The organism is Cohnella yongneupensis (genome assembly GCF_042655785.1).
GTDB lineage: Bacteria > Bacillota > Bacilli > Paenibacillales > Paenibacillaceae > Cohnella > Cohnella yongneupensis.
Genome location: NZ_JBHSNC010000021.1, coordinates 125,890 through 139,510, shown reverse-complemented (window position 1 = coordinate 139,510; position 13,621 = coordinate 125,890). Strand labels below are relative to the sequence as shown.

The window sequence follows — 13,621 nt, the reverse complement described above, 5'->3', positions numbered from 1 at the left end:
AATCGGGGTTGATCCTAAACCCGGAAAATCCGAGTCTATTATACATTGCCCTTAAATTTTAGAAAGCGCATTCATCTGGTACATGTAGATAGTATTCCGATTTCTTCCTGATGTCAACTGCATTCGAGCTCTTCATCCCGCTATTTAACTCAGGTCCGGGCTGGAGACACAATATAGATTTCACGGATTTGCGTGTTTCCTTTTGTGTCGACATAGACTTTATATTCGCCTACATCATACGTACCTTTCGAGTTATTTGCGATAGAGAATGTTTTTCTGATGTCAACAATCGAGCCGTCGGAATATGTTTCCCGAACCGTGATAATCAAGTTGTTTTTATTACCTTTGAGTTTTTCTACATAAGCCGTTGGCGTCGCTTCGACCACCGTGGCAGGAGGATCAATTAACTTCAGTAACTGTGTCTTAACTTCGCCGTCTGCCAAAATCGCGATAAAGTTGCGAGCCGCGGCGATATCGGAAGCTGCTCCCGACGCGACAGCGATAGCTACGGCAGCGCTAGCCGATGCTTCAATCCTCTCCTTGTATTCGCCTTCATTTAGCAGATATAGATCTGTAAATAAAGTTGAATTCTTCAAGTGTCCGCTTACAACCTCGAATGTTGCTCTGGTGCCGTCGGATTCGTTCGCGGCGTCAGATTCATTGAGCATGACGGATACTCCGATTCTTCCGTTCGCCAGCACCGATGCAGGATTATTAAGAACGGTATTAAACGGAATTTTAAGACTGTAAATCGTCTGTTTCGTACCTTCATCTCTCGTAATCTGAGCCACGATATCCGTGATCGGAGCAGTCGGTGCATTGGCGCCCGTAGGACGAGTCCAAGCCCATTTGATCACTTGGCCATCATTGCCCAGCGTAAATCCTAATTCATTCCGCGTCGTACTGTCGGTTGCAGGATTACGTAAATCAATGCCTAACTGCAAACCATCCTCTTTCCATATATCGCCACCAGACTGGCTGCTGAAGTTCACGTCGTCCGTAACAACGATGTATGCATATAAATTGCTGTCATCCCAAGCGAAATGCGATTGCGCGCTGAGGTCTTGCGGACCACTCCAATTTCCCAAAGTCACATAATCTTTGGTGTCCATGACATAGGCCGGGGTTACGGCAGTCTTCGCCGGATTTTCCGTGCCGGCGGAGCTTACCTTCTCGGCGTAAGCCGCATCGAATTTGGCCGTATATTTGTATGATTTGCCGTCTTCGAGTCGAAGCTCGAATGTGATCAGACCGGCAACATAATACGGTAAATTTACGGTTACGGATTCGCCTGCCGCAAGCGAGTTGAAATGGATTGGAGTGAAATCATCCGCATAAGCCGCTGGGGAAACAATGCTCACTGTCCCAGGCGCAGAGGATCTTCCTCCGACATTATACTTGAAGTTTAATTGTTGATTCGCTCCGTTTTTAGTGAGGGTAAATACGAACGGTTCCGCCAATAGATCCGAACCGTAAATGCCATACGGGTTGCTCGCCGGCGCGCTGTTCTTCAAACCGGATGCGTAGAAATTGTTGCTAAGTTCGATCGATGTGCCGCCATCGCGCAACTTGGCATACACATTGTTGTTCTGACCGTTCTTAGACGGCTGGAAGTAAGAAGAGTATACATGCGCCGTTCCGCCGTAGACGTCAATACCCGGATTGTTGCCAGGCAATTGCGTGAAGTTGCCTTGCTGGATCCGAACGATACCGTTATTTACGATCGCTCCCGCTACACTTGGGCTTCCCCAGAACGCGCTGTTGTACAGGACAAGCTCAGCGTCGGGGTGAATTTTGGCGGTATTCGCCGTATCGCCCATTCTGACATACGCTCTGTCCGGCTCCGTCGCGATGTTCGTATTAACCAACTCCGAGTTGATCGCGATGATTTTGGTATGTTCGTCCGCGTCTTCTACAAACAAGGAGTACGCGCATCCGTCCGAGCCGTGACCGATCATCGTCAATTTACCAGGATATGCGAATTGGCCGTTGCCCAAGTCTCTCTTCAGGAAGTGTACGCCGTATACCGAACCGTATACGAAATTGTTGAAGATCGTCTCGTCTTCCACGTCGGAGAATTTAAGCGCGCTGAGGTATCTTTGTACGAATCCGTACACGTCGCCTGAAGGCGCCGAATAGCCTTGGCCTCCCGGAAGTCTCAAAGCGTAATGCGGATTGAGTTGCATATTTCTAATAAATCCGCCTTCCGCGCCTCCTCCTACCCAGATGCCTGCTCTCAAGAGCGTGCCGCCTAAGTAATCGACATAGTGACCGTCGGTTTTATAGGAAGCAAGGTCGATGCCTTTATCCCCGATCGGGATCGTTAAGTTGATCGCATATACGCCTGCGCCTTGTCCCTGTACCAAAAACGGAGTTTTAATCGTTAGATCGGGATTGGTGAGGTTGACGCTGGTTATATTCGCTTGCGTAACGTTAAGTCCTCTGAGACCCGCGTTAGCCTTAAGCTGAATGAGAGAAGCTCCATTTTCGCCCTGGGCGCCGCCGGTGTAAGTTGTAAAGATCGCCGTGCCGCCGCCTTGCGTATGGTGCTGTACGTCCCATGTTCCTCTGAGTTCAACGCCTTCAGGAACGATTACTGGATTATCCAGCCTATATCTTCCCCCCGGCAAGTATACAGTGCCGCCGCCGTGATGAGCTTTAATATAGTTCAGAGCATCCTGCAATTCAGCAGAAATGTCCACGGTCGGCGCGTTGCCTGTTAACGAGCGCGGGAAGTCAAGTCTGAGCACTGCGTCCGATGCCGGTCTAGGGTGTACGTCAATATCTGTTTTTACGTCCTTCGGAATAGGTTCGAACAAATATTCCACGTCATTAACGATCTGTACTTTGGTGTTAGTACCTCCGCCATCAACGTCAAGATTAAGATTATCGATGTGCGAGGCAAGGTTAGCGCTCTCGATGTTAAGGTTATACCCGGAATTTACCGATTTGAACGAACCGAAGTTTGTTCCGAGATTTACGTGTTTGTTTGCCTGTTTGAAGTTGCTCTGGCTGACTAATGCATTGCCTCGATTGAGGAAGTTTAGCGCGTAATCATCATAATCGTCGAACGTACTATCCTCGAACGATATGACTCCGCCTCTGGCGTTGCTTACGATCGGGCCTTTGAAATCAACGCCGTTGAATTGAACGGAAGTTTCGAAACGTTCGTTGAAGTAGGCAGCAGTGTCGCCTCCGAATTCCGAATTCGAGATCAGCAGACCGAAACCGTTAGCATTATCAATATAGAGGCCCGTTTGACTGTCTTCGATCTTTAATCCGTAGAACTGCGCGTTCGGAGATTCGTCTCCGCCAGGTTCTCTTCCGATCCACATGCCCGTCATATACCCGGAAATGTTCAATCCTGATACGTATTCCCAGTCTGAGCGGTGCATCATGAATCCGGTAGCATTCGCCCTTGTGTATGCTCTCACATCTGCAAGAGCCGGAGCGCCGTCAAGTCCTGAATTCGCCCAGTATTTCGGGTCGATGTTCACATTCTCAATCCGTCCGATGTCTGTACAGGTGTGGACCACGATACCCTTGTAGAGCGCCGTCAACTTGCTGTTCAGCACATAATGCATCTCGCTCGGCAGGGAGATGAATCCTCCCCAAGCGTTGACAAGAGTCACGTTGTCCAGCGTTACGCTGTTGCCGGTTCTCTGATAGAACGTCCACGGATACGGAATGCCATGAATGGTCTCGAATTCCCCTGTCTTCTGACCGTCTTCGCCCCTTACTTCAACAACGGTTTGGGCATTAAGATCCTGCTCGGGATACCAGACCGAAAGGTTCGTTACGCCTGTGCCTTGCTCCATGTCGATAAATCTATCGGACACGTTAGCTACTTTTTTGCCGCCAGTCTGATTTTCACGCTCGTCGGAGTCCACATAGGTGTCATAATTGGCGGTACCTTTACCCGCATAGACCGCGAGAATCGTGCCGTCGATTTGACCGTCATACCCGACCGCATCCGGATTATCCCATTCGCCGCGGAGCTGCACGCCGGCATGCAAGCTTAAAACTTGTTTATATTCGTAGGTTTGATTACCTGTTGTGCTTTTAACGCTGATTGTGCCTGTTGTTTCCGTACGGAATGCATAGGTTCCCGCAGGAATATAGACTACGCCGCCGCCGTCATTATAAGCTGCGTCAATCGCCGCTTGGAAAGCCTCTCTGTTATCGAAATCGACTAAGCCTTGCGCAGCTGCCATCGCTTCTGTTTTCGCGCCGAAGGCGAGTACGTTAAAGTCGGAGATCGCCCAATCTTTCGCGTCGTTGACCTGAGCGATTGCCGTTCTCATGTAGCTTTCGAAGTCGTATCTGTTCGGAACCGTCAACGCAAATTGTTTAGTCTGGGTTACAGGAGCGGCTACCGGACCTCTCTTAACCGTCGCCGTGAGCGTTACAGCACCGCCGCCGTCCGGACGGTTTGTCGGGATTACGCCTGCAGCGGTTATGAAGGCCGCGTTGGATGTCGTCCATGTAATATCCGTCATATTGTCACCCATCGACGGAAGAACGAGGTTCGTCGTCACATTAGCCTGAGAAGCATTCACGCCTTTGATTGAATCCCATGTTAGTTTGTTTATCATAAAATTCACTGCATCCGCGTCGGTTCCAGTACCCGTTCCGCGAACGACGATATTAAAGGTTTTAACAACCGGTGTAGCCGTACCTTTGCTTATTGTCGCCGTGAGGGTTATTGCTGCATTGACTTCTTGACGAGCTACTGCGCCGGTGTCGCTGTTGATTACCGTGTTATTGGTCGATGTCCACACAATGTTCGTTCTCGCCGAACCTGCGTGAGGGAGCGTCAACCCTGTTTCAACCAGATCTTGTCTCGTATTCGTGCCCTTGATCGCGTCCCAAGTCAGCGCGTCCGAAGCAAGCTGTACCGATTCTGCATCCGTTGGCGGAATTTCGGTTATTCGTAAGCTCTGAATAATTGCTCCTCCTGTAGCGATACGGAAGTGTGCGCCTTGATTTTGTGCACCGATCGCAAAATTAGCGCCGTTAAGCACAACGGATGAAGTTACCCAAGTGGCGCCGCTTCCCGTTGCCGGAATGCTCGCTGATCTATAAGCATCATACCCATTGAAATTGCCGGGATAGATGGTGTTATAGTGCAACGAGATGCCGCCGGTTGCGCTAGGTCTCCAGTATTTTACTGCTAATGAGACTTTATTGACTTGCGCAAGCCTAGGGTCATTAACAATGACGTACATGAAGTCGCCAACCGTGACTGCGCCTACACCGCTTTGCGTTACGCGCGTCACTGGGCTGCCGTCTCCGTTTAGACTAACAGTTATGCCGTTGCCTATAAGTTTTTGATTGTCGCCGGATGGAGTAAACGTGGCTGCATTGTTGAAGTCAATGAACACTTCAGCAAGTTCGTTAGCCGTACTGGCAACAGTCAAACTGAAAGGCACGTTAACAGGCGTTCCACTGCCTTTGGTTATTGTCGCCGTAAGGGTTACGGCTTTGTCTACATTAGGGTCGCGAGTTACGCCGCCCGTTGCGGTATTAATAATACCTGCCGGTACAGCCGACCATGCGATAGCCGTATCGTTCGCACCCGTTGTCGGAAGAGTCAACGCCGTTCTGACTTCGGATTGAATCGCATTCGCATTCTTGATCGTGTCCCATGTCAAATGAGCCGCTGCATCCGCAATGGATTGACTGTCGTCAAGATGTTCCACCTTAACTCTTGTATGCGTACCTGCGAAAGGATACTGCGTATTTTGAGCCGTGCGTGCGAATGTATAATAGGTATTGCCTGCTGGTTTTGCAATTGTCGCAGAATATACGCCTGTATTGAGCGTACCCGTCGTCCAATCGCCCTCAGCAGGAGCGTTACCGGTCGTGTTGATCGCGAACTGCACCGCCTGACCGTTCGCCGGCGCTGCCGACGATAACGTTACAGTGTTGGTTGTCTCAACAGCTGCGGGAATCGGCTTCGGCGAAACCCCAGTGCTCTGGAAGCGCGGGTTCTTAATATAGATGTCGCCTTGGGGCAAGGCAGACCATTGCATTTGCAATCTCCCTGCCTCTACCTTGTCGAGATTAACGGGATTGAAGCCATTAGGAGAATTGGCTGCTGATAATTGCGCATAGACCGTAATCCATCCATTAGCAGGTCCATTTCTCATTTCGCTAACATTAAGGTTAAGACGCGAATTGGTGTCAACATTGTTACCGCCAGCAGCAATGGCAATCCAGTTATTACCATTAAAATTCAAGAGGTCCGTATGCGTAACATACATATCAAAAACAAAATATTGATTCGCGTAACCTAATAAATCCTGGTTGCCGCTGCTATTAATAAAGCGTGCATCCCAAATCCGTTCAGCGCCTGCTCCTATTCTTCCGGAGCCCAACTTGAACGCATTATTGCCATCCGGCGCTGTCGTGTTTGTCCCCTCATTTGTATTAGGGAAATTCGTCGCAACCTTAGCATTGACCGCCGCCGGCGCGGCTTTCACCGTCACGGTAAAAGTTTTCGTAGCACTTGCAGTACCTTTAGTTATTATCGCCGTGAGGACTACGGTTTTGTCTACTTCTCTATTCAACAAGCGATTTACAATTCCGGTGTTGCTAATTGTCGCATTGTCCGAGGACCATGCTACGTTCGTTGTTCCTATTGTTGTCGGGAGACTGAGGGGTGATTTTAAATCGCTATCCAGCGTGTTATTGCCTTTAATCGTATTAAATGTCAGGGACGCCGCCGCTGCATCTACCAATGTTTGCTCGTCAATTGTCGTTACAGTCGTTCTTGTAGATGCGCCGATGAAGTTGTAGGCGCTATTTGCTTTCGTGCGCGCGAAAACATAGTAGGTGTTTACTGAAGGTAATGTGGCGAATTGATAGGAATACACTCCGCCATTGTTAGTTCCATCCACCCAACCGGATGCGGGAGCGTTCCCATCTTCGCTTATGGCGAATTCCACGGCTTGCCCGCTAGCCGGTGCGTTCGCGGTTACTGTTCTTGAGGCTACGTCAAGTGCGGGAGTCGTTGACGGTGAGAGCGGAGTACCTAACGTGCTTTTTTGGAAACGCGGATTTTTTATGAAGACTGGGGTGCTCGGGACACTCGGATCCCATTGCAGATGCATGGCCAGTCTCGTTACTTTGTCTAACCAGGCGTCATTGAAATTCCCGGCTACGGTACTTGTCGACGATAATTTCGTATAAACCGTCGCCCATGTGCCCACCGCTGCATTTGCGACCCCGCTTATATTAAGTTGAAGACGGGAATCGTTGTTAAACTTGTCGCCGGAGGGATTACTGTCGCTTACGATAACGAGCCAGTTATTCCCTACCATATTTTTAAAGCTCGCATTGGGAACGTACACCTCGAAAGCGAAGTAGCCGTCTTTGTAAGCCGATAAATCTCTTAGAGGCGAGACGCTCGGCGTGAAGAGGTTATCCCAAGGACCTCCGCCCTTAGACGTTCCGGTATTTAAACTCCACGCAGTCTGTCCATCCGGCGCATTGGTTGATGTCGCAGTATTACCATCTGAACCTGCATTTACGGTCAAAAGATTTACGTCATCTCCCCATGCCGCACTGACTGTCGTCGGTAGAGAAAACCAATTAAGTAGCATCGCTGTCACAAGTACATATGCTAATAACCTTTTTTTAATCATTCTTAAATTCCCTCCCGTGTGTAGGTTTAGTTTCGAGACTTGCTTATGAAGGCATCTATTTAGCTTCCTAATCTACTAACGCTTTCACAGAAAGTTTTATGCTCGCTGCCGCATCACCTCTACTTTTCCATATGTCCAATCTAGTAAAAGCGCCTCCGTTCACAATCAACCCGAATGTTAGCGCTTTCACGGGATATAAAAAAACAGGATTCAAAAAGCTATAAGCGTACGTGCAAATAACGTAATCTTACTTCTTTTTTAACCCTGTAATAAATTCCCGGAATGATGCTCTGTATGTTGTGGACTAGTTTTATCATACGAGTGTTGAAAAAGAGTTCCTATAAGGCAATCTTCTCCTTTTCGAGGGCAATATTGTCCTACTGGAAACAGACTACGAATTTGAAAAATTATTATTCTCGTTAAATAGTAGTGGTTTCTGGTTAGCCTCATGTATTGTTGCCGTCATTCACGGAGTCATGTTTAAATGGAAATATGGGATAGAGGGGCGGGGGGAGAATCGCGTGAGGATATTGCTTTTGGGATTATTTATCGTTGTATTGATAGGCTGTGCAAAATCCGAATTCCCAGTTGACATGAATGTTCAGTCAATTAAAGTGTATGTCCTTGATGATAAGGTTCCGAATAAAGACCAGGTGGGCACATTGCTTACAGCGATCCAGAATGCGAAGCAAATCGAGAAAATCTTGACAGCAATGAACGCTTCAATTCCATCGACTTTCGACGAGGCGATCCCGCCTAGTAACCATTATAGAATCGAAGTAATCGGCACCAAGAGAACGATCGTCTATTATTATCAAGATCCTGTCGCCCTCAAAGGGACGATGTACACGGAAAAGTCAGGCGCCCAAGAGAAGGGCTGGATTACATCGAAGGCATTCGCGACGGCGTTATTAGGAGATGCGCGTTTACCGCAAAAAGATGATCTAGTTCTCGCAAAATAACGCAAAAAAAGGTACGGTCCCTCTCAAGAGGGGCCGTACCTTTTTTGAATAAGCCTGTGGCCTCACTTTATGGACATTGGACGCAACGCTTTTGCCCCCTTGTGGAGGTTTAAATATATCTTTACATACTTGTAAACCACAACCAAAATGTTACATAATATTTAGGGCCGTTCTCATCCAGAATGGCCATCCATAGTCCCATCCCTCGCTCTGGAACTTGCACGATATAATCCGTACCAGCACCGCATTTTAGAAGATGTTCCACCACAGCTTGTCCATTACTGTCAGCGTTGACGGTTGATGCCATAACAACATCGATCCCGATTCAGGCTAGGCTTTCCGTCACGTTACGCCCCCACACCACCGTGTATAAACCGAACGGAGCCCAAATTTCTTCGTGGTAGATAAGGGGTTGACGCAAAACCTTTACAATCGATGAGGATCGTTCCTATTACGATTACTGAATTACTCATGAGAATTCTCCCTGCTTTAATAATAAAACGAATTAAGCCATTGAGCATATATGGGCAAGCAGCTCAAAAGAACGCAACCGTTTCCGATAGTCGGGAATCATCGTAACGACAATGAATTCATCAACGCCATACAAGTGAGATAACTGTTCGAGCTTTTTCTTAAGGCTCTCAGGCGTGCCTATCAGCAGCTTATGCTCCGAAAGCGGAGCCCTTTCCCCTGCGGAAGCTTCTTGTTGAAACAAAGCTGTACCCGAGGATGCCAGCCTCTCTGCCTCCTCCTCTGTTTCCGCGCAAACGACACCAACGGCAACGATCGCTCGCGGTACAGGGGAAAGAGCTGACGGAATAAACGCTTCGCGGTAAGCTCTTAATACTTCCTCCCCGGCTACTTCGCTCATAAACTGGCCAAAAACATAACCTGTTCCAAACTCAGCTGCATAAGCCGCGCTCTTCTTATTTGTCCCTAACAGCCACAGTTCTGGCGATACGGATGGAGTTGGGCGGGCGGTAATCCGACGTCCTTCGTATTCATAGCTCCCCTGCAATAACTCGGAAACTCCTCGGAGCAATTCTGGCATTTTCCAGACATTTTCAAGAAAGTTGTCACTGAGAGCGAGGCTGACTTCAGCAGAACCACCGGGCGCCCTTCCTAAACCAAGATCTACTCGTCCCGGGTACAAGCTAGCGAGTAAATGAAAGGATTCTGCAACTTTAAGAGGCTTATAATGCGGCAACAGCAATGCCCCGGATCCGATACGAATGCTCTGTGTTTTTGCACCGATATGCGATAGAAGCACATCCGTTGAGGTGCATGCCAGCCCTGGCATATCATGATGTTCCGCCACCCAATAACGGAAATATCCCAGTCTTTCGGCTGCTTGAGCCAGCTCTACAGCTTGTCCCAGTGCGAAGGTTGCATCGACCTCATCAAAAACGGGGACCAAATCCAAAACACTAAGTTTAATCGGTTTCGCTGTCATAGGCGTCCTGTCCGAGGATTTCGGTAAAATTCAATCATATCGATATACGTAACCCTGTATTCGCTCATTACCTTACCCAAATCATGCATTCGGCCATGACCGTCCTCTTTGGAAGCGAATACGACATCGTGCCGCACCTTATCCATGATGATTTTGCCAATGAACTGGTGCTCGTACTCTGCATATTTTTGTTTGAATTCCTCATTAAACTCCAATAAATCTTCGTAAGACCGCTCTAGCATCGCATTAACCAAAGTCAGCTCATTACCTTCCTTGTGGACTGCTACGTAATAATTGCCTCGATCATCCTTAATCAAATCCTTAAACAATTCAACATTCAAAGTAATTGACTCCCTTCATAACTCCTATGTAATAACACTATATCTTGCTTGTAATAAAACAAACATTAACCCCAAAACGATTCATAGGGAATATGGCGTCCCATTTTCCGACTCGGAATTGATCCGATGATGGGGTTGAATTCCCGACTTCCTTTGTTACTAACTTTTTTTTGAAGCATAAAGTTCGTCCTCCTTCATCCAAGATTTCTTACTCAGCCAATCCAAAAAATGCACACCCCTTCTCAAAAAAGTGACATTTGACGCTCAAATAATTTAAGTGTCTGAATTCAGTTATTACCGATAAGGTTTAAAGCTAAACTGGCATGGGAATGATGCCCTTGGAACAAAAAAGCCTGAACCATCAATGGTTCAGACCAATGACAACCATGTTCAAATCTGGTGACATATCATTTTCTGTTTGGTGACAAAACTAATTACAGCAGACAAAGAAGAAAGAAAGACCCCGTCGCCGGGGTCTTTCGCATTTGTTTAGTTACACTTGCTATATCCGCAATTGCCGCAAGTCTTACATCCCTCTACGTTCAACAGCGAGGCCGAACCGCAGGAAGGACACAAATCCTTCGACGTGTACGCCGTCTTCGGTTTGTCCGAAAGCACGTTGTACGGAGCGGAAGTAGCTGACGTTTCCGCCGCTGCCGCATGCTCGTGATCGAAGATGCCGGCGTGCTGCTCAAGCGCCTTAGCTACCGCGTCGGCGATCGATTCTACGCGATTCGGACCGAAGCCGACCGCGCCGGAGCCGCCGATGCCTTTCAGATGCTTAACGAGCAACTGGACTTTGTCGCCGTGGTCGCCGTACCGGAGGAACAGCGAGCAGACGCGTCCGAGCGCTTCCGCCATCGCGAAGACGTCGGAGCCGGCTTTGCCTACGTTCAGGAAAATTTCGCCCGGCGTGCCTTCAATATCGTTGACCGTGATGTAAGCCATGCCGAACGGCGTGTTGTATTTGTAAGTCGCGCCGCGAAGTACTTTCGGGCGGCTCTTATATTGCTTATCGAACGATTGCTTCTGCGCAGGCGTGACGGAGACGTTCAGCGACTCGCTAAGCGTCGAGGCCGATGCCGCTTCCGCAGGCGTTGCCGCCGCAGGAACTTCGACCGCCGCTTTCGGAGCTTCTTCCTTCTTCTCGTCCTTCACCGTGCTAAGCACTTGCACGTCGCGGCTGCCGTCGCGATAGATCGTAACGCCTTTGCAGCCGAGCTCGAACGCCATCTCGTACAGCTCTGCCGTCTCTTCGACCGTGAAGTCGGACGGGCAGTTCGCCGTCTTCGAGATCGAGCTGTCTACCCAGCGCTGGATCGCCGCTTGCACGCGGATATGATCCTTGGCGGATAGATCCATCGCGGTTACGAACCACTCCGGAAGCGTCTCGCCCGGGTTCGCATCCTTCCACTCTTGCGCGATAGGCACGAGTTGCTTGTCGTAACCGAGACGGCTTTGACGGAAGAATTCGAACGCGAAGTAAGGCTCGATCCCCGTCGAAGTGCCGACCATCGTACCCGTGGAGCCCGTAGGCGCTTGGGTGATGACGGTAACGTTACGCATGCCGCGATTTTTGACCGCTTCGCCGACTTCCGGATACGTCTCGACCATGTTCTTCATGAAGCCGGATTGCAGGAAAGGCTCAAGATCGAACGCTTCGAAGGAACCCTTCTCCGCCGCGATCTCGGTTGACGCCAAATAAGCTTCCCGAGCCATGAAGCCGTACAGCTTGTCGAGGAACTCCAAGCTTTCCGGACTGCCGTAACGAATTTCCAGACGAATCATCAGCTCCGCCAGACCCATCGTTCCGAGACCTACGCGACGTTCTTTCTTTTGGTTGCGCTCGTTCTCAGGGAAGTGGTAAGGCGTCGTGTCGATGACGTTATCCAAGAACCGCGTGGAATAACGAACGACTTTGGACAACTCATCCCAAGCGACGTCGTTCTTCTCCGTGTCGTAGAACTTGGACAAGTTGATCGCCGACAGGTTGCAGACGCCCCAAGCCGGAAGACCTTGCTCGCCGCACGGGTTCGTACAGATGATCGGGTTGAAGTACCAGCTGTTGGACATTTGGTTGTAATATTCCATGAAGACGACGCCGGGCTCTGCCGATTTCCAAGCGCACTCGATGATCGTCTTCCATACGTCGCGCGCACGGACGGTGCGGTAGTGAACGACGTTCTTGCCGAGCTTCTTCCACTTCTCGAGATCGCCGTCCCATAGCTCGTTGTATTCCGGATCCTTGGCATCCGGGAACACGAGCTCCCAATCCAAGTCTTCCTTAACGGCTTTCATGAAGGCGTTGCTGACGCATACGGATAAGTTCGCGTTCGTGACTTGACCCATCGTCTGCTTGACGGTGATGAAGTCGACGACGTCCGGATGCCAGTCGTTGATCATAAGCATAAGCGCTCCGCGACGGCTACCGCCTTGCTCGATCAAGCCTGTCGTGTAGCTGAACAATCCGCCCCACGACACGGCACCGCTGGACGAACCGTTAACGCCTTTGACGACGGACCGGCGAGGACGCAAGGAGCTAAGGTTGATACCTACGCCGCCCCCGCGAGCCATAATCTCGGTCATCTCGGACAACGTCTCCATAATACCGCCGCGGCTATCGTGCGGAGACGGGATTACGTAGCAGTTGAACAACGTCAGCTCTTCGCTTGCGCCTGCTCCCGCCGCGATCCGTCCGCCCGGTACGAGCTTCCAATCGTCGAGCAGCCAGCGGAATTTATCCGCCCATTCCTTTTGTTTCTCCGGAGTCGACTCCGTCCGCGACATGGCGTTCGCAAGGCGATTCCACATTTCTTCCGGCGTCTTCTCAATCGTTAACGTCAGCTTTTCTACGGTGGATTGAACCAATTTACCGTTGCGCAGCTTAACGGTTACATTCTGCCCGTCGCGACTAACGACTTCCCCGACGTCTTTCGCAGGGAACTTCGGATCGTCCTTCGTAAGCACGAGGACGACGTCGCCAACTTTCGTGTTGCTAGTGTCGGCATTTTTCCAAGCATACCGATCCAAAAAAATCTTCTCGCTTAAACCTTCCAAACGTTTCTTAGCCTGCATCGTTTTCAATCCGGTACCCTCCCGAATGTTGGTAAAATGGCTTGATTACAAGGCTCGCAGCACTTTTCATGTATGTAAATTGTACAATATATTGTGTGCGATTACCATTATACTATACCACATATGGTACAGCTATAGGTC

Annotated in this window: 5 protein-coding genes and 1 pseudogene; 1 reads left to right on the top strand and 5 read right to left on the bottom strand. The window is 49.5% G+C overall.

Translation table 11 applies throughout. The annotated features are described in order from the left end of the window. Positions 1 to 149 precede the first annotated feature (149 nt). Positions 150 to 6,035, bottom strand: coding sequence for an immunoglobulin-like domain-containing protein (locus ACFPQ4_RS07145; protein ID WP_378111115.1), 5,886 nt, complete (start codon positions 6,033 to 6,035; stop codon positions 150 to 152). A 501-nt stretch (positions 6,036 to 6,536) separates the two neighbouring features. After that, positions 6,537 to 7,115, bottom strand: a pseudogene (locus tag ACFPQ4_RS07140) (immunoglobulin-like domain-containing protein); the annotation flags it as partial. Between the two features lie 1,055 nt (positions 7,116 to 8,170). Between ACFPQ4_RS07140 and ACFPQ4_RS07135 the strand changes: the two are divergent. Further along, a complete protein-coding gene (locus tag ACFPQ4_RS07135; RefSeq protein ID WP_378111087.1) occupies positions 8,171 to 8,611 on the top strand; it encodes a hypothetical protein in 441 nt (146 codons plus the stop codon). A gap of 505 nt (positions 8,612 to 9,116) precedes the next feature. Here ACFPQ4_RS07135 and ACFPQ4_RS07130 read toward each other — a convergent pair. The 3 genes from ACFPQ4_RS07130 to ACFPQ4_RS07120 all read right to left on the bottom strand — a co-directional run bounded on the left by ACFPQ4_RS07130 (position 9,117) and on the right by ACFPQ4_RS07120 (position 13,480). Beyond that, positions 9,117 to 10,064 carry an LLM class flavin-dependent oxidoreductase gene (locus ACFPQ4_RS07130; RefSeq protein ID WP_378111086.1) on the bottom strand — a complete coding sequence of 316 codons (948 nt, stop codon included), beginning with the start codon at positions 10,062 to 10,064 and terminating at the stop codon, positions 9,117 to 9,119. Next, positions 10,061 to 10,405, bottom strand: a complete 345-nt coding sequence (locus ACFPQ4_RS07125) for a hypothetical protein (RefSeq protein WP_378111085.1) — start codon at positions 10,403 to 10,405, stop codon at positions 10,061 to 10,063. The genes ACFPQ4_RS07130 and ACFPQ4_RS07125 overlap by 4 nt, the downstream gene beginning before the upstream one ends. A 489-nt stretch (positions 10,406 to 10,894) precedes the next feature. After that, positions 10,895 to 13,480 (bottom strand): adenosylcobalamin-dependent ribonucleoside-diphosphate reductase, encoded by a 2,586-nt coding sequence (locus tag ACFPQ4_RS07120; RefSeq protein ID WP_378111114.1) that lies wholly within the window; start codon positions 13,478 to 13,480, stop codon positions 10,895 to 10,897. Positions 13,481 to 13,621 lie beyond the last annotated feature (141 nt).

Excerpts from the sequence above, each read along its gene's own strand:
- ACFPQ4_RS07120 (WP_378111114.1), bottom strand. The coding sequence starts at position 13,480 with ATGCAGGCTAAGAAACGTTTGGAAGGTTTAAGCGAGAAGATTTTTTTG.
- ACFPQ4_RS07145 (WP_378111115.1), bottom strand. The coding sequence starts at position 6,035 with ATGCAATGGTCTGCCTTGCCCCAAGGCGACATCTATATTAAGAACCCG.
- ACFPQ4_RS07130 (WP_378111086.1), bottom strand. The coding sequence starts at position 10,064 with ATGACAGCGAAACCGATTAAACTTAGTGTTTTGGATTTGGTCCCCGTT.